Origin of the sequence: Sphingorhabdus sp. (assembly GCF_044357595.1) — a bacterium.
Taxonomy (GTDB): Bacteria; Pseudomonadota; Alphaproteobacteria; order Sphingomonadales; family Sphingomonadaceae; genus Sphingorhabdus_B.
This window is the reverse complement of record NZ_JBIKPH010000047.1, coordinates 1-15,582: the sequence shown is the minus strand read 5'-3', so window position 1 is coordinate 15,582 and position 15,582 is coordinate 1. Positions and strand designations below refer to the sequence as shown.

Sequence of the window (15,582 nt, the reverse complement as noted above, 5' to 3'; positions counted from 1 at the left end):
ACGATGATGACGTCGTCACGTTCCAGCAAAGATCGGGTCGCCGAATGGCGCATCCGGTCAATCGCCTCGTTTACGCTCGATTCTTTTTCGATGTAGGTATCGCTGCGCGGGACATAGGCCTCGGGCTGATAATAATCATAATAAGAAACGAAATATTCGACTGCATTGTCGGGAAAAAAGCTTTTGAATTCGCCGTAAAGCTGCGCTGCCAAAATTTTGTTGGGCGCAAGGACAAGCGCAGGGCGCTGCAGTTTTTCGATGACTTGCGCCACGGTAAAGGTTTTACCTGACCCGGTGACGCCCAAAAGAACCTGATTTTTCTCACCCGTTAAAGCGGTTTCAACCAGTTCACGGATCGCCGTTGGCTGGTCGCCGGCAGGCGCATAATCGGAGATAATCCTGAATGGCCTGCCGCCCTCCAATTTGGACGGGCGTTCAGGGCGATGCGGGGTGAAGGTGCCAAACGTGTCGGGTTCTTCCAGCCCACGGCGAATGATAAGCTCGGCCATGTTTTGCATATGTGCCCTGCGTGGCGGAAGGGCAAGGGCTGTGAGGTAGATGCTTGGCTTCGCTAAAAATTCATTTTCCAACATCGCCGCAATTTGTTTGACCAATTGTCATGATAAAGAACATAAAATCATGGCTACTAGGTGAGAACTTAATGTAACCTTATCGGTCGGGCCGTTTATCGATGTTGCGTTTTGGGATATGCAGCGACACAAGAAGAAACCTATTTAGAAGCGAGAGGGTGATTCATGCACAAGTTCTTCCTCACAAGCGCTGCGGCGCCGTCAAGATGACGGGTAAAGTCATAAGTAAGCGGTTCGGGGATTGCTCGGTATGAATGTCGCTTTTTTAAAAGCTATAGGTTCATCGATCGCGCTACTTCTCATTAACGGATGCACCGACAACAGCGCCGATAAAGACGGCAATGGCGCCATCGACAGCAAAGAGCGCGCAGCGGAAATGACCTATGACGCATTCATTCCTATGAAGGCGGGGCTTTGGGAAACCAAGTTTGTCTTTGACGACATCAATGTGCCGACCTTGCGCAAGGCCCAAAAGCAGCAGATCATGGACGCGGTTGCGAAAAGCGCGTCAAGCCAGAGTTGCTTAACGGACGCCAAGGCCAAAAAGCCAGGTGCAGATTTCTTCGGTGGTGATGGCGCAGAAAAATGTGTCTACAAGGCGTTTGACGTATCGGGGCAGACTGTGAATATGAAGCTGTCTTGCGCCATGGAAGGTATGGGCACCGTCGACATGGAGCTAGCTGGCGTCATGGGGGAAACCGAATTCATTTACGACAGTAAGGTGGATGTCCGCCTGCCTATGGTCGGGACGGTAGCAATGAAGGGCAAGACAAGGGGCAAATATCTAGGTGCGTGCCCCGCGTCATGATTGGTTTGCGCGGCAATTGGTTTGCCGCCGCGACGGTTGCGGCCATGCTGGTATCAGGATGCGTATCCTCCAATAGCCTGAATAATACGGCGCCTGCAGTCGCCAAAATCAGGCCAGCAACCGTTATGGTCAACTTTACAGCGGATAGCATCAACCCGGCGACGGTCGAGGGCGATGCGGGCGTTGCGGGTCGTCCAGTCACGATAGATGACCCGGCCCGCGTTGCGTCTATTTCAAAGCTTGTGGTGGCGATTGCCGTTATGCGGTTGGTAGAGCAAGGCAAGCTGGATCTCGACCGCGATATAAGTGATTATCTCGGCTGGAAAGTGCGCAACCCGGCCTTTCCGGATGCGCCTATCACGCTGCGTGCGTTGTTGTCGCACCAAAGCGGGCTGCGCGACGCCGTGGACTATATCGTCCCACTTGATGGCAGCTTGGAGGCGGTGCTTGTTGACCCAAAGGCATGGGATGCCATCCATGCGCCCGGCACATATTTCTCTTACGCCAACATCAATTCGCCTCTGATCGCTTCAGTCATGGAAGGCGCGACACAGGAACGGTTTGACCGGCTGATGGCGCGACTAGTGCTTACGCCGCTTGGGATAGATGCGTGCTATAACTGGGGTGCTGGGTGCAGTGACGGTCGGCGGGCGCAAGCCGTGACCTTGCTGCGGCCCAATGGCGACCTCGCGCGTGATGCCGCGATGAAGGGCACTGATCCATGCGCGGTGTACCCCGCCAGCGACGGCAGTTGTGACGTCGATAAAATGTATAGGCTCGGCCGCAATGGCTCGGCGTTCAGCCCTCAAGGCGGCTTGCGTATTTCCGCGCGCGACTTGGGCAAAATTGGTCAATTACTGCTGCGCAACGGTGCGCCCTTATTGTCGCCCAACAGCTTTGCAAATATGCTCGGCCCCGTGTGGACCTTTGACGGCAAAAACGGCGACGATGATAAAGGCTATTTCATGGCTTATGGCCTTGGCGTGCACTGGTTGGTAGACAAAGAGGGGCGGCAATGGTTCGGTCATGTGGGCGAAGCCTATTCGCTGAGGGCTGGATTTTGGATCAACCCCGCCGAACAGCGCGGATTTTATCGGTATGTGACGATGGTCGACGAATTCTCAATAGTTGGCCATTGCTTTGACCGGTGCCCGTGATAGCGTATTAAAGACTAATCGGCATCTCAGGCTGCGATACCGCACTTTAACGCTGCACGTAGATATAAGGGGGAGTATATCATGATTAAGAAAGCAATTTTTGGCGCACTTTTGGCCAGCGCGATCGCCGTGCCCCCCGCCGCTGCGGAACCGGATTACGCAGCCTCGGTAAAGGCGGACTATGACAAGTCGCTTGCGACATTGTGGGACCATTTCCACCGTAATCCTGAACTGTCGTTCCGCGAGTATAAGACTGGCGCGCGCATGGCAGAGGAGCTTCGCGCCGTTCCTGGCATGGTGGTAACCGACAAAGTCGGAGGCACCGGCGTGGTCGGCATGCTGAAAAATGGTGACGGGCCCGTTGTCCTCATCCGTGCCGACATGGACGGTTTGCCTGTACAGGAACGCTCCGGCTTGGCCAATTCCTCCACGGTGCGGCAGGTCGGGGTCGATGGCCTCGAAATGCCCGTCATGCATGCGTGTGGGCATGATGTGCATATCACGTCGATGGTCGGCACTGCGCGGCAAATGGCGCGGATGAAGGACCGTTGGAAGGGAACTATTCTGTTCATCGTTCAACCTGCCGAAGAACGTGTTGGCGGCGCCAAAGCAATGGTTCAGGACGGCCTCTACACCCGCTTTCCCAAGCCAGATTATGCCTTAGCTTTCCATGTCGCGGCCGAGCTAGAAACCGGTAAAATATCGGCATCCGAAGGCATTCAATATTCGTCAGCAGACAGCGTTGACATCCGCGTTCCTGGGATCGCGACCCATGGAGCTGCGCCGCACCTTGGCCGCGACCCTGTCTATATCGCCTCGCAAATTGTCGTTGGGATGCAGTCGATTATCAGCCGTGAAAAGGGTCCATTGGACGCAGGGGTAATAACCGTTGGTGCCTTTCATGCCGGAACGAAGCATAACATCATCTCCGAATATGCAGATCTGCAGGTGACGGTGCGCGCCAACAGTCAGGCAGTGCGGGATCAATTGATTGCCTCGATCGAGCGCATGGCGGAGGGTATCGGTGCGGCCAACGGCTTGCCAGCGGACAAATTGCCCATCGTCAAGATTAGTGAAAGCACGCCCGTGACCGTCAATGACGGCACGCTGGCCCGCCGCTTGAATACAGCGATTGGCAACGCCTTGGGCAAGGACGTTGTCGTGCCATTCCGCCAGTCCAACATGGGCGCAGAGGATTTCGCGTTCTTCGTGGATCAGCAATATGGCATCCCGGGTTATTATTTCGCCGTTGGGGGGACCAAACCCGAATGGATCGCCGCAGCAAAGAATGGCGGCACGCCAGTGGCTGGCCATCATTCACCCTTGTTCAAGATTGACCCGGAACCATCGGTGCGCTTGGGCATTGAGGCAATGACGGCGGCCGCGCTCGATCTGCTCGGAACAGGCAAGGTCTGATCGCTGCGAGCGGAAGGGTGTAGGAAGGCCAGATGGCGAGAAAAATACGCGATCATTATGAACCGGATGGCGCGTTAGGTGCGCCTGAAATAGCATGCTGGCTCTGCGCCCGCGCGATGGGTGAAGTGACCGAATGGCATCATCCCGTCCCGAAAAGTCGGGGCGGGAAGGAACGGCAACCGGTGCATCCGATTTGCCACCGCACGATCCATGCCAACTTTACCAACAGTGATCTCGAAAAGCGTTTTGCAACTGTCGAGGCGCTTTTGGCGCATCCAGAAATAGGACGGTTTGTTGACTGGATTGCCAACAAACCATCTGACTTTAATGCACCGACCAAAGAGCGGCGTTAGCCTGTTTTTTCAGGCATCATAGACGAGTGCAAATGGTCGATTTTCCACTTTCCGTCTTCAATACGGTAGAGAAAGGAATAGCGCGCCTTAATGTCTGTTTTGGCTCCTGTGGAGGGGTCGGTCACGGTGACGGTCTATGTGCCCACCCCCGCTGCGCTGTTGCAGCCCAACTTCACTGTGCCGCTATTGATCGTGCCCACCGGACTTGGCTTTAGAAATCCGACAAAATAGTCCCGGATGCCTGCGTGGTCCGTCCGAGGTGTGTTGGAAACGGTGGCCAAAAGCACCGCATCCTTGGTGAACAGCTGCGTCACCTTATCGGGGTTCTTCGACGCCCACGCATTGTTGAAATCGGTGAACAGTGATTCAATTTCGGACGGTTGCACCGCCGAGCATTTTTGGGCCTTTGAAGGCTTGGCTTGCGCCGGTGCCACCATGATGGAAGCTACAACACATGCACCGAAAACATACTTGTTCATGTCATTTTTCTCCTATTGGTTGTCCGGCTAAACTCTAAACGGGATTGGAGGCTTGAACCTCGCCTCGGGTCTTCCAGAGCGAAAAGCCAATACCTCCCAAGATAAGCGCGAAGGTTACTCCAAGGCTAAGCACCGGCGGGAACTTGTCGCCATCCATCAGGAAGTCCGCCACAAAGATCTTTGAGCCAATGAAGACCAGAACCAGCGCCAGCGCATATTTCAGATAATGGAAACGATGCACCATCGCGGCCAGGGCAAAGTACAAAGCACGCAAGCCCAATATCGCCATGATGTTTGATGTGTAGACAATGAAGGTATCGGTGGTGATCGCAAAGATCGCTGGCACCGAGTCCACGGCAAACACAAGGTCGGCCAAGTTGATGACCACCAAAGCGAGGAATAACGGTGTAGCTGCACGCACCATTTTGCCGGTCTTCTCGTCCGGCACCTTCACGAAGAACTTCTCGTCATGAAGCTCCTTGGTCACGCGCATATGGGTTGAGATATATTTGACGACCGGGTTCTTCGCGACATCCATTTCTTGGTCACCGCTGAACAGCATCTTGATGCCCGTTCCGCTAAGGAAGGCCGCGAAGATATACAGCGTCCAGTAATATTCCTGCACAATGGCAGCGCCTGCCGCAATCATAAGGCCGCGCAGAACGATGACTGCGATGATTCCCCAAAGCAAAGCACGATATTGATATTTACGCGGTATCGCGAAGAAGGTGAAAATCAGGCTGATGACAAAGACGTTATCAATCGACAGCGCCTTTTCGATGAAGAAGCCCGTGTAATATTTCATGCCCATGTCGGCGCCCTTTTGGAACCAGACCCACAGGCCGAAGAGCATCGCAATACTGATGTAGAAAGCAGAGAGCTTCAGGCTCTCGGCGATGCCCATTTCCTTGTCTTCCTTGTGCAGGATGCCAAGGTCGAAAGCGGTCAACGCGACTACAATGCTGAGAAACGATAACCAAAACCAGACCGGCGTCCCCAGCCAGTCCATCATCAAAAATTCCATGAAATAATTCCCTGTTGTACGCTAATGCTGACACTGCGCCGGCCTAGTCCAGCCAATCGCAGTGCCAGCAGTTACAAATTAGATTTTGTTACTGCGCCTTATCCGCCCGAATGGCGCGTGCGTAGTTCTGCAGTCGGCCTTTGACCACCAACTTGAGCCGCTTCAGCTTTTGGATCCGGAATCCATCGGGCCAGCACCGGGCAATCTCTGTGCGCAATTCGCGGTCTATCTTCTGGTGATATTGCATCAGGCGAAACGACGAAAAAGTCATGATATCATCCTCATTGAACATAGTTGAAGTTCAATCGGATGCTCCGGGCTCGGCCTAGCGTATTTCGGGGGTTTGAAGACCGCCTGACCAATGCACCGGAAACATCCGATGCGGCCGACATCACATTTCTCCCGAAGAAGCAAACGTCAGAGGGGCCCGGTCCGCCCCCACGATATGGAGCGATTCGGTCTGAATTGCAAGATAGTTTGCCGTGTTCTGGATCGGTCTGCCGACTTAATCCCTCAACAGGTCGTTGATTGCGGTCTTTGCGCGGGTCTGTGCATCGACGCGTTTAACGATGACTGCACAGGAGAGATTTGGGCCGGGACTGCCATCGGGCAACGCTTTGCCGGGTATCGAGCCAGGCACCACAACGGAATAAGCAGGCACGCGGCCGACGAAGACTTCGCCCGTCGTGCGGTCAATAATCTTGCTGGTTGAGCTGATGAAGACGCCCATGGATAACACTGCGCCTTCCTCGACAATGACGCCTTCGACAACTTCGGAACGCGCGCCGATGAAGCAATTGTCTTCGATTATGACTGGACCCGCCTGAAGCGGTTCCAACACGCCGCCAATGCCAACGCCGCCCGACAAATGCACGTTCTTGCCGATCTGCGCGCAGCTTCCCACCGTTGCCCAGGTATCTATCATGGTCCCTTCATCCACACGCGCGCCGATGTTGACAAAGCTTGGCATCAGAATGACGTTTTTGCCAACATAGCTACCGCGGCGGGCCACAGCGCCCGGCACAACACGGAAACCTGCTGTTCGGAACCGTTCAGCATCCCAACCGCTGAATTTCGAGGGCACTTTGTCGTAAGCCGGCGCACCTGCAGAACCGCAATCGACAATGATATTGTCGTTTAAACGGAACGACAGCAGTACCGCCTTTTTCAGCCACTGGTTCACTTGCCATATGCCATCGCGCTTCTCAGCGACGCGGAATGATCCATCATCCAATCCCGCCAAGGCGGTCTGCACTGCATCACGTAATTCGCCTAGGGTGGCGCTCGAAACACCATCGCGTGCGTCCCAAGCGGCGTTAATGATTGTGGCTAGCTGGTCGGTCATATTGTGCCTTCAATTGTGTGGATGGAGGAAAGCCAGTCATTCAGATCGGCAATCTCGAGATCAATATATTGTTCTGTGTCGCTGCTAACAGCTTCGGTGCCATGATTCATCCAAATTGTTGTCATGCCCAACGCTTTGGCCGGCGCAAGGTTGTGCGCGGAATCCTCGACAAAAAGCGCACGTGCAGGATTAATATCAAGCTGCGCACACAGGTTATCATAACTTTCCACCCCAGGTTTTGGCACATGCTGCATCCGGTGAATATCGAAGATGTCTTCAAACAGGTTATTAAGCCCGCGGGCTGCCAAGACCCGCTCCGCATATGGCGCGTCAGCATTGGTGAAGATTAGCTTCCGACCGGGTAGCGACGTAATCTGACGGCGCAAATCGGGATCGGGACGCAATAGGCCCATGTCGACATCATGCACGAAATCTAGATAGCCATTGGGTTCCACCTTGTGTTCGGCCATCAACCCCCCAAGCGTCGTGCCATATTTCTTCCAATAGGTGTGCCGTATTTTGTGGGCTTCATCCGACCCGATATTGAAATGCTTTTCTACAAAAAGAGCTATCCGGTCCCGGACTTGGGCCATAATGTTGGCTTCTGGGCCGTATAGGGTTAGGTCTAGATCGAAGATCCAAGTATCGATATGGGCGAAAGGAGTTTGCATCGACGGCGCCTAACAACATACCCTGCGTTACTCAACGGGCATGTTAAGCCTACCGATAGAGAATCATATTTACATTGGCCATTCTTTGGATGAAGGTCTCTCTCCCATGACTATGTTACGGATTTGACTACAGCGCTGGTTGATCGCAAAATAGCAATCGGCACATCGGTTGTTTTTGCACTCGCACTGTCCGCATGCGGCGGTGGCGGCGGCGTGAATTCGACCCCCGTGCCGGTTCCACCCACGGCCGACTTGCCCCCTGCTCCACCAGCGCCGCCGCCAACGCCGCCGGCAACCGTTCCTCCTCCTCCGCCACCGGTTGTAGTCACACCGCCACCTCCGCCAGTTGTTGTGACTCCGCTGCCCTCTGTAGTCGCTCCCCCGCCATCTCCCCCACCCCCCCCGCCGGTCGTCGTCGCTCCCCCGCCATCTCCTCCGCCCGCCGTTGTGCCCCCACCCCCGCCTCCTCCGCCAGTCGTGGTCGCTCCTCCACCGTCTCTCCCGCCTCCGCCGCCCGCTGTGGTCGCGCCCCCTCCGCCCCCGCCGTCGACGAATTTCACAACAACAGAATATCTCCGCTCAGATGGGCCGAGCTTTCACCGTGCGATCACTGCTTATCAGGCAGGCGCTAACGGGCGAGGCGTAACCGTTGGTGTGATCGATTCAGGGATTGATCCTAATAGCCACGAGTTCACTGGCCGCATTCATGCACAGTCGGGCGACGTAACGGGTGCGGGTAGGCCGCTTGGTGATGAAGACGGGCACGGTACTGAGGTAACGCGAGTCATTGCAGCCGCCAAAGATGATCGCGATGTACATGGCATCGCCTATAATGCGACAATATTAGCACTTCGGGCAGATCAGGCGGGAAGCTGTACCACGGCAGCCCCCGGCAAAGATGCGGCTTCATGTTCCTTTTTTGACACCTCCATTGCAGCCGGGGTCAACCGTGCAGTCGACAATGGCGCGCGTGTTATAAACATTTCCCTCGGCGGTGCGGGCGGCGCTAGTACGACACTACGGGCTGCGATAAATCGCGCAACCTTGGCCGGAGTCGTTATTGTTGTATCCGCTGGTAATGAGGGCAATGATGCTGCGCCTGCCTTTGACCCGAACAACCCAAGCCCCTTTGCTCAAGCTCTACTGGCCAACGGAAACGGGCTCGTTATCATTTCGACATCTGTCGATGACAAGGATGTCATATCTAACTTTAGCAACAAGGCGGGTGTCTCGCAAAATGCAGTGTTGTCCGCATTGGGGCAAGGCATTTGCTGCGAATATCAGAACGACACCATCTATCGTTTCGTCGAGAATGGTCAGACATTTGTCAGAGTTTTCAATGGCACGTCTTTCTCTGCGCCACAGATTTCCGGAGCGGCAGCTTTGCTGGCGCAAGCGTTTCCCAATCTCACGGGCGCACAGATTGTAAATCTGCTCTTGTCATCAGCGCGTGATGTAGGTGCTGCCGGTACTGATGCGATTTACGGACGCGGCATATTGGATATTGGGCGCGCCTTTGCGCCCGCCGGAACGACATCGCTCGCAGGCACCACTATGGCAGTTCCGCTCAGTGGAAATGGTGGCACGACGTCGGCACCTATGGGGGATGTTGCTTTATCCAATAGGCCGTTACAGGCGGTGGTGCTCGACAGCTATGGCCGCGCCTATGATATCAACATTGCTGAAGGCATATATGCAAGCGCCCCGCGCCTGCGGCTTACGCCTGCTTTGGTCGATCAAGGACGTTCGGTCAGTCTGTCGCGGGGAACAACTGAACTCGCTTTTTCGATTAGCGCGCGCAATGGCGGCAATGCGCAGCTTGCGCCGTTGGCTTTGTCCAGCGGGCAGCGGAACCAGGCGCGTATATTGGCCGGCCGCATCAGTGCCACCATCGCGCGCGATACGTGGCTTAGCCTTGGCATTCGCCAAGCAGCTGCTGGACAGGTTGCGGCCTTGCAAGGCATGTCTGGCGGCGCTTTCCTGACCGCGACAGATGCACGCATGGAGGGTGGGCTCGACAGGACGCCAGATCAATCTTTCGCGATGCGCCATCAGCTTGGTCGCTTAGGCCTGACAGGGAATGTCGAAACCGGCGCGACACATATGTTTGAACGCGGCGCCGCCGTGTTTTTCCGCACTACGCAAAAACGCTACCCTTATGCGTCAGTTGGGCTTGGCGTAGATCGCCCGATTGGCCCAGCCAAATTTGCCTTGGGTGCAAATTGGATGCGCGAGGAGGAGACCATTTTGGGCGCTCGGTTCGCCAACTTCATCGGCCACAATGGCGCGCGCAGCGTGTTTGTCGATGGCAGGGGTGATGTTAAACTGTTCGGCTCCTGGTCGCTTGGCGCAAGCTGGCGGCAGGGTTGGACCTATGCCAATGCGGGCGGATCGTTGACGGGCCAAAGCGCGGTGCATAGCAACGCCTTCTCAATGGATGTGTCGGGCAGCGATATTTTGGCGCGCAATGACCACCTTGCGTTCCGGATTGCGCAACCCTTGCGCGTGACGCGTGGCGGCCTCGCGCTTAACGTGCCTGTTGCTTATGATTATGCAACGCTTGGCACAACATTCGGCGTCCGTCAGTTTTCACTTGCACCAAAGGGGCAAGAGATCGCGAGTGAGCTTGCGTGGGGTCTGCCAATGTACGACGGTTATTTCTCGTCAAACCTGTTCTGGCGGAACGAGCCGAGCCATTTCGACGCTGCGTCAGATGATGTGGGCGTTGCCTTCCGGCTGCAATTCGATTTCTAAACCGTAAAGCTCTCGCCGCAGCCACAGCTTCCGGTGGCATTCGGGTTCGTGAACACAAAGCCAGCGGCAAATTCATCCTCGACCCAATCCATCATCGAGCCAACGAGATAAAGAACCGAACCGCCGTCGATGTATAGCACGCCGCCGGGCGTCTGGATCTTCTCGTCGAACGCCACTGCCGCAGTTACATAATCGACCGAATAAGCGAGCCCCGAGCAGCCACGGCGCGGGGTGGAGAGCTTTACGCCAATCGCGCCTTCGGGTGCCTTTGACATTAGTTCCGCAATCCGCGCTTCGGAGGCAGGCGTCAGAACAACGGCTGCAGGGCGGGCGCGTGTTTTAACATCGGTCATAGCATTCCAAGCTCCAGACGGGCTTCATCAGTCATATTGGCCGGGCTCCATGCGGGCTCCCAGACCAGGTTCACTTCGGCATCGCCAATGCCAGGGACTGCGCCAACGCGCATTTCAACTTCGCCAGGCATCGATTCTGCAACCGGGCAATTCGGCGTTGTTAGCGTCATCGAAACGACGGCATGGCCATCATTGATCTCGACATTGTAAATCAGGCCAAGGTCGTAAATATTCACCGGAATTTCCGGATCATAGATTTCCTTCAGCGCGGCAATTACCGCCTCGTACAAATCGCTATCGGGCTCGCTTGGCGCGGACACGGCAGGCTTCTGCGCAAGAAAGCCCTCCAGATAGTCCTTCTGGCGTTCGAAGGTTTCCGGTGCGCTCTCTACCCGCGCTTTCGGCGGTTTTTCTACGCTATCGACTTCTTCTATGCGGATGTTCTCGTTCATCCAAAAATCCTCTTCACCCGTTCGAGGCCGCGCACTAGCGCCGCGACATCATCCTCATCATTGTAAATCCCAAAGCTTGCCCGCGCAGTGGCAGGCACGCCCAAATGGTCCATCAGCGGCTGTGCGCAATGGTGGCCAGCCCGAATGGCTACATCTTCTTCGTCCAATATCGTGCCGATGTCATGCGGATGCACCCCCTCCATCGAGAAGGAGACTATCCCCGCCGATTGTTCAGGACCGTATAAAGTGATCGCGTTAATCGCACGCAAGGCATCGCGCGTCTGCGCGGCCAGCGCGCTTTCATGTGCGAAAATGGCTTCCGGGCCAAAGCTGTCGATGAAGTCGATAGCGGCGTGCAATCCAATGGCTTCAATGATCATCGGCGTTCCCGCCTCAAACCGCGAAGGCGCAGGGGCGTAGGTTGTCTTTTCAAACGTCACGCGATCAATCATCGCACCGCCGCCTTGATATGGAGGCATCGCATCAAGCGTATCGGCATGCGCCCACAGCAGGCCAATACCCGTCGGGCCGTACAATTTATGCCCGGACATGACGTAGAAATCGCAGGCGAAGTCCGCCATGTTCAAATGCATCCGCGGTGCCGCCTGGCAGCCGTCGAGCAAGAATTTTGCACCAACCGCATGGGCGGCGTCTGCCGCACGTCTGGCGTCGAGCACCGATCCAAGCACATTCGACACATGCGCCAACGCGACCATCTTATGCGCGGGCGTCAAATGCGTCTCTAGCCAGTCAAGGTCGATTTGGCCGCCCGCGGTCAACGGACAGACATCGATATGCGCGCCAACCTTCTCGGCGAGCATTTGCCACGGCACGATATTGCTGTGATGCTCCAACTGGCTCAGCATGATGCGATCGCCCGCCTTTATGTTCGCGGTGCCCCAACTTTGCGCAACCAAATTAATGCCCTCTGTGGCACCACGCACGAAAACGATTTCATTGGACGAAGCTGCACCCATGAAGCGGGCAACGCGATCCCGCGCCGCCTCGAATGCCACAGTCATATTCGCCGACCGCGCATACACACCGCGATGAACGGTTGCGTAATCCACTCCGCCTGCACGCATCATCGCATCGAGCACGACCTGCGGCTTTTGCGCCGTTGCAGCGGTGTCGAGATAATGCCAGTTGTTGGCCAGGCCCGGGAATTGGGGTTTGATCCCGTTCACACCAATTCGCCCAATTTCTTCAGCGCGGCGTCAGTGAGCATCTCCTCATCCGCAGCGCCATCAAAAACGCCAGCGACAAAGGCTTGCAACATCAGCTTCTTTGCATCCGCAGGCGCAATGCCACGTGCTTGCAGATAAAACAGCCCCATCGCATCCAGCTCGCCAATTGCGCAGCCATGCGCACATTTGACGTCGTCGGCGTAAATTTCGAGCTCGGGTTTGGCGTTGGCGGTCGCGCTGCGGTCAAGCAGCATGGCCTTCACCGACTGCACGCTGTCGGTCAGCTGCGCATCGCGCGCGACGGCGACCTTGCCCAGATAGGTTCCGGTCGCGGTGCCAGCGAGGACCGAGCGCACGATCTGCGACGACGTCGCTTTGGGCTCGGCATGCGTGACGGTGGTAACAATTTCGAGATTTTGGGTGCCGCCGCCAATTTGCACTGCGCCCAGTTTGAAATCCGCGCCCTCATGCAACGTGATATTCAATTCAACGCGGCCATAATCGCCACCGATGTTGAGCACATGGATTGCGGTAGTTGCACCTTTGCCGATGGCAATATCAAGTTGGTGGATGGATCCAGTGTCCTGCAAGATCGTACGCGCGAAGTGGCCGCCTGCAGGCACAATGATGCTTTCAGGCGCAGCCAATGGCCACGCGGCCTCTACAGCGGAAATGTCGCTATAGCGCCATGCCTCGTCGTGCCGTGTGGGCGCACTCCGATTCAAGCAGCCAATTCCTTATACCCGTCACGTTCCAGCTCCAGCGCCAGTTCCGCGCCGCCGGTCCGCGTGATGCGGCCATTATCAAGGACGTGGACGAAGTCGGGCTTCACATAATCAAGTAGCCGCTGATAATGCGTTATCAGCAACACGGCCTTATCAGGCTTGCGCATGATGCGGTTTATGCCGTCGCCAACCGTCCGAAGCGCGTCAATGTCGAGGCCGCTGTCGGTCTCATCAAGAATCGCGAGCGCGGGGTTGATGATGCCCATTTGCACCATTTCGTTGCGCTTCTTCTCGCCGCCGGAAAAACCCACATTTACCGGACGCTTGAGCATGTCCATATCCATACCGAGTGCGCCCGCCTGTTCGCGCGCAACCTTGAGGAACTCAGCGCCCGATAAAGGCGCTTCGCCTCGGTTCTTGCGCTGCGCGTTCAATGCTTCGCGCAGGAACTGGACGTTCGACACGCCCGGTATTTCGACTGGATACTGAAAACCCAAAAACAAGCCAGCGGCGGCGCGCTCATGCGGTTCAAGGTCGAGGAGGTCGTTCCCGTGGAAGGTCACTGAACCCTTGGTTACTTCATAGCCTGGCCGACCAGACAGCACATATCCCAGCGTCGATTTTCCAGCGCCATTGGGTCCCATAATCGCATGGATCTCGCCCGCGTTGAGGGAGAGCGTGAGGCCCTTGAGAATAGGCTTTTCGCCAACATTGGCGTGGAGGTTCGTTATTTGAAGCATTATCAATTAATTCCGTAAAGACTGTGTGCGGACGTCGCGGGATAAAGGGTCATCCGACGGACCCTTCGAGCGAAATGCCCAACAATTTCTGCGCCTCAACCGCGAATTCCATCGGCAGTTGCTGCAGCACTTCCTTGGCAAAACCGTTGACGATCAATGCGACCGCTTCTTCGGCGTTTAGGCCGCGGGCCATCGCGTAGAACATCTGGTCGTCCGAAATCTTGCTCGTCGTCGCCTCATGTTCGATCTGCGCGCTTGGGTTGCGCACTTCGATATAGGGGACGGTGTGTGCGCCGCTTAAGGACCCAAGCAGCAAAGAATCGCACTGGGTGAAGTTGCGCACGCCTTCGGCATTGGGTGCCACGCGAACCAACCCGCGATAGGTGTTGTTGCTGTGGCCCGCGCTGATACCCTTGCTGACGATGGTCGAGCGGCTGCCCTTGCCATTGTGGATCATCTTGGTGCCGGTGTCGGCTTGCTGATAATTGTTGGTGACGGCAACCGAGTAAAACTCTCCAACGCTGTTTTCGCCGTTGAGGACGCAGCTAGGATATTTCCACGTCACTGCGCTTCCGGTTTCGACTTGCGTCCAGCTCACCTTGCTGTTGCGGCCCTGGCACAACGCCCGCTTCGTGACGAAATTGTAGATGCCGCCCTTGCCCTCGGCGTCGCCGGGGTACCAGTTTTGCACCGTCGAATATTTGATCTCCGCATCGTCCAGCACGACGAGTTCAACGACGGCGGCGTGCAATTGGTTTTCGTCGCGCATTGGCGCGGTGCAGCCTTCGAGATAGCTGACATAGCTGCCCTTGTCGGCGATAATCAACGTGCGTTCAAACTGGCCGGTGTTTTCGGCGTTAATCCGGAAATAAGTGCTGAGCTCCATCGGGCAACGCACGCCTTCGGGGATGTAGACGAATGTCCCGTCGGAGAAGACCGCGCAGTTCAAGGTCGCGAAATAATTGTCGTGCATCGGCACAATCTTGCCGAGCCATTTCTTCACCAACTCCGGATATTCCTTAATCGCCTCCGATATGCTGCGGAAAATCACGCCAGCACGTTCAAGTTCTGCGCGAAAGGTGGTGGCGACCGAAACACTGTCGAACACGGCGTCCACAGCCACGCGGCGCGCGCCCTCGACGCCAGCCAGCACTTCTTGCTCTGCAATCGGGATGCCCAGCTTCTCATAAATACGCAAAATTTCGGGGTCTACCTCGTCCAGCGAGCCAAGCTTTGGCTTGGCCTTTGGTTCGGCGTAATAATATGCATCCTGGTAATCGATGGGGGGCACGTTGAGCTTTGCCCAATCAGGCGGCGTCATCGTTTTCCACGATGCAAACGCCTTCAACCGCCATTCGAGCATCCATTCAGGCTCATTTTTCTTGGCGGAAATGAAGCGAACGGTATCTTCGGTCAGCCCCTTGGGCGCGAAGTCGGTTTCAATGTCCGATGACCAGCCATGCTCGTAATCAGCGACCTTTTCAGCAGCGTCCCACGCGGCCTTATCTCTCATATCCAACTCATCGCT

Annotated in this window: 19 protein-coding genes; 5 read left to right on the top strand and 14 right to left on the bottom strand. The window is 56.0% G+C overall.

The genetic code is table 11. The features are described from left to right. Nucleotides 1–509 (bottom strand): DEAD/DEAH box helicase family protein (locus ACIQ2T_RS06595; protein WP_397590130.1); only part of this gene is annotated, 509 nt, incomplete at its 3' end. A gap of 331 nt (nucleotides 510–840) precedes the next feature. Between ACIQ2T_RS06595 and ACIQ2T_RS06590 the strand changes: the two genes are divergently transcribed. From ACIQ2T_RS06590 to ACIQ2T_RS06575, 4 genes are all read left to right on the top strand, one after another. Further along, nucleotides 841–1,398: a DUF3617 domain-containing protein gene (locus ACIQ2T_RS06590; RefSeq protein WP_397590129.1), complete on the top strand. Its 558-nt coding sequence runs from the start codon at nucleotides 841–843 to the stop codon at nucleotides 1,396–1,398. Then, nucleotides 1,383–2,555 (top strand): serine hydrolase domain-containing protein, encoded by a 1,173-nt coding sequence (locus ACIQ2T_RS06585; RefSeq protein WP_397590128.1) that lies wholly within the window; start codon nucleotides 1,383–1,385, stop codon nucleotides 2,553–2,555. Before ACIQ2T_RS06590 ends, ACIQ2T_RS06585 begins: the two co-directional genes overlap by 16 nt. A gap of 81 nt (nucleotides 2,556–2,636) precedes the next feature. Continuing rightward, complete coding sequence (locus ACIQ2T_RS06580; protein ID WP_397590127.1) at nucleotides 2,637–3,971, top strand: amidohydrolase; 1,335 nt, start codon at nucleotides 2,637–2,639, stop codon at nucleotides 3,969–3,971. 32 nt (nucleotides 3,972–4,003) lie between these two features. Continuing rightward, the gene (locus ACIQ2T_RS06575) at nucleotides 4,004–4,324 is read left to right on the top strand and encodes an HNH endonuclease (protein ID WP_397590126.1); all 321 of its coding nucleotides are present in this window, start codon (nucleotides 4,004–4,006) and stop codon (nucleotides 4,322–4,324) included. Here the strand turns inward: ACIQ2T_RS06575 and ACIQ2T_RS06570 are convergent. The 7 genes from ACIQ2T_RS06570 to ACIQ2T_RS06540 form a co-directional block, all read right to left on the bottom strand. Continuing rightward, nucleotides 4,321–4,449, bottom strand: coding sequence for a hypothetical protein (locus ACIQ2T_RS06570; RefSeq protein ID WP_397590125.1), 129 nt, complete (start codon nucleotides 4,447–4,449; stop codon nucleotides 4,321–4,323). The genes ACIQ2T_RS06575 and ACIQ2T_RS06570 overlap by 4 nt on opposite strands. A 9-nt stretch (nucleotides 4,450–4,458) precedes the next feature. Next, complete coding sequence (locus ACIQ2T_RS06565; protein WP_397590124.1) at nucleotides 4,459–4,803, bottom strand: SgcJ/EcaC family oxidoreductase; 345 nt, start codon at nucleotides 4,801–4,803, stop codon at nucleotides 4,459–4,461. A gap of 34 nt (nucleotides 4,804–4,837) precedes the next feature. Continuing rightward, nucleotides 4,838–5,827, bottom strand: a complete 990-nt coding sequence (locus ACIQ2T_RS06560) for a TerC family protein (RefSeq protein ID WP_397590123.1) — start codon at nucleotides 5,825–5,827, stop codon at nucleotides 4,838–4,840. Nucleotides 5,828–5,915: 88 nt separating this feature from the next. Then, on the bottom strand, nucleotides 5,916–6,098 hold the full coding sequence (locus ACIQ2T_RS06555; RefSeq protein ID WP_397590122.1) for a DUF465 domain-containing protein: 183 nt from the start codon (nucleotides 6,096–6,098) through the stop codon (nucleotides 5,916–5,918). 234 nt (nucleotides 6,099–6,332) lie between these two features. Then, nucleotides 6,333–7,172, bottom strand: a complete 840-nt coding sequence (gene dapD / locus ACIQ2T_RS06550) for a 2,3,4,5-tetrahydropyridine-2,6-dicarboxylate N-succinyltransferase (RefSeq protein WP_397590121.1) — start codon at nucleotides 7,170–7,172, stop codon at nucleotides 6,333–6,335. Next, nucleotides 7,169–7,843, bottom strand: a complete 675-nt coding sequence (locus tag ACIQ2T_RS06545; protein WP_397590120.1) for a pyrimidine 5'-nucleotidase — start codon at nucleotides 7,841–7,843, stop codon at nucleotides 7,169–7,171. Before ACIQ2T_RS06545 ends, dapD begins: the two co-directional genes overlap by 4 nt. 110 nt (nucleotides 7,844–7,953) lie before the next feature. After that, nucleotides 7,954–8,403, bottom strand: coding sequence for a hypothetical protein (locus tag ACIQ2T_RS06540; protein ID WP_397590131.1), 450 nt, complete (start codon nucleotides 8,401–8,403; stop codon nucleotides 7,954–7,956). Here ACIQ2T_RS06540 and ACIQ2T_RS06535 point away from each other — a divergent pair. Continuing rightward, complete coding sequence (locus ACIQ2T_RS06535; protein ID WP_397590119.1) at nucleotides 8,291–10,597, top strand: S8 family peptidase; 2,307 nt, start codon at nucleotides 8,291–8,293, stop codon at nucleotides 10,595–10,597. The two genes, ACIQ2T_RS06540 and ACIQ2T_RS06535, sit on opposite strands and share 113 nt — an antisense overlap. Here ACIQ2T_RS06535 and ACIQ2T_RS06530 read toward each other — a convergent pair. From ACIQ2T_RS06530 to sufB, 6 genes are read right to left on the bottom strand one after another with little or no spacing between them, the layout of a single operon-like run. Then, nucleotides 10,594–10,950: a HesB/IscA family protein gene (locus ACIQ2T_RS06530; protein ID WP_397590118.1), complete on the bottom strand. Its 357-nt coding sequence runs from the start codon at nucleotides 10,948–10,950 to the stop codon at nucleotides 10,594–10,596. The genes ACIQ2T_RS06535 and ACIQ2T_RS06530 overlap by 4 nt on opposite strands. Further along, nucleotides 10,947–11,402 carry an SUF system Fe-S cluster assembly protein gene (locus ACIQ2T_RS06525; protein ID WP_397590117.1) on the bottom strand — a complete coding sequence of 152 codons (456 nt, stop codon included), beginning with the start codon at nucleotides 11,400–11,402 and terminating at the stop codon, nucleotides 10,947–10,949. Before ACIQ2T_RS06525 ends, ACIQ2T_RS06530 begins: the two co-directional genes overlap by 4 nt. Then, nucleotides 11,399–12,589: a cysteine desulfurase gene (locus ACIQ2T_RS06520; protein WP_397590116.1), complete on the bottom strand. Its 1,191-nt coding sequence runs from the start codon at nucleotides 12,587–12,589 to the stop codon at nucleotides 11,399–11,401. The genes ACIQ2T_RS06525 and ACIQ2T_RS06520 overlap by 4 nt, the downstream gene beginning before the upstream one ends. Beyond that, complete coding sequence (locus tag ACIQ2T_RS06515; RefSeq protein ID WP_397590115.1) at nucleotides 12,586–13,314, bottom strand: SufD family Fe-S cluster assembly protein; 729 nt, start codon at nucleotides 13,312–13,314, stop codon at nucleotides 12,586–12,588. The genes ACIQ2T_RS06520 and ACIQ2T_RS06515 overlap by 4 nt, the downstream gene beginning before the upstream one ends. Further along, the gene (gene sufC / locus ACIQ2T_RS06510) at nucleotides 13,311–14,054 is read right to left on the bottom strand and encodes a Fe-S cluster assembly ATPase SufC (protein ID WP_397584707.1); all 744 of its coding nucleotides are present in this window, start codon (nucleotides 14,052–14,054) and stop codon (nucleotides 13,311–13,313) included. Before sufC ends, ACIQ2T_RS06515 begins: the two co-directional genes overlap by 4 nt. A gap of 49 nt (nucleotides 14,055–14,103) precedes the next feature. Continuing rightward, nucleotides 14,104–15,567: a Fe-S cluster assembly protein SufB gene (gene sufB, locus ACIQ2T_RS06505; protein ID WP_397584708.1), complete on the bottom strand. Its 1,464-nt coding sequence runs from the start codon at nucleotides 15,565–15,567 to the stop codon at nucleotides 14,104–14,106. Nucleotides 15,568–15,582: the final 15 nt, after the last annotated feature.

Excerpts from the sequence above, each read along its gene's own strand:
- ACIQ2T_RS06560 (WP_397590123.1), bottom strand. The coding sequence starts at position 5,827 with ATGGAATTTTTGATGATGGACTGGCTGGGGACGCCGGTCTGGTTTTGG.
- ACIQ2T_RS06545 (WP_397590120.1), bottom strand. The coding sequence starts at position 7,843 with ATGCAAACTCCTTTCGCCCATATCGATACTTGGATCTTCGATCTAGAC.
- ACIQ2T_RS06555 (WP_397590122.1), bottom strand. The coding sequence starts at position 6,098 with ATGACTTTTTCGTCGTTTCGCCTGATGCAATATCACCAGAAGATAGAC.
- sufC (WP_397584707.1), bottom strand. The coding sequence starts at position 14,054 with ATGCTTCAAATAACGAACCTCCACGCCAATGTTGGCGAAAAGCCTATT.
- ACIQ2T_RS06530 (WP_397590118.1), bottom strand. The coding sequence starts at position 10,950 with ATGACCGATGTTAAAACACGCGCCCGCCCTGCAGCCGTTGTTCTGACG.
- ACIQ2T_RS06580 (WP_397590127.1), top strand. The coding sequence starts at position 2,637 with ATGATTAAGAAAGCAATTTTTGGCGCACTTTTGGCCAGCGCGATCGCC.
- ACIQ2T_RS06575 (WP_397590126.1), top strand. The coding sequence starts at position 4,004 with ATGGCGAGAAAAATACGCGATCATTATGAACCGGATGGCGCGTTAGGT.
- ACIQ2T_RS06565 (WP_397590124.1), bottom strand. The coding sequence starts at position 4,803 with ATGAACAAGTATGTTTTCGGTGCATGTGTTGTAGCTTCCATCATGGTG.
- ACIQ2T_RS06590 (WP_397590129.1), top strand. The coding sequence starts at position 841 with ATGAATGTCGCTTTTTTAAAAGCTATAGGTTCATCGATCGCGCTACTT.
- sufB (WP_397584708.1), bottom strand. The coding sequence starts at position 15,567 with ATGAGAGATAAGGCCGCGTGGGACGCTGCTGAAAAGGTCGCTGATTAC.
- dapD (WP_397590121.1), bottom strand. The coding sequence starts at position 7,172 with ATGACCGACCAGCTAGCCACAATCATTAACGCCGCTTGGGACGCACGC.
- ACIQ2T_RS06525 (WP_397590117.1), bottom strand. The coding sequence starts at position 11,402 with ATGAACGAGAACATCCGCATAGAAGAAGTCGATAGCGTAGAAAAACCG.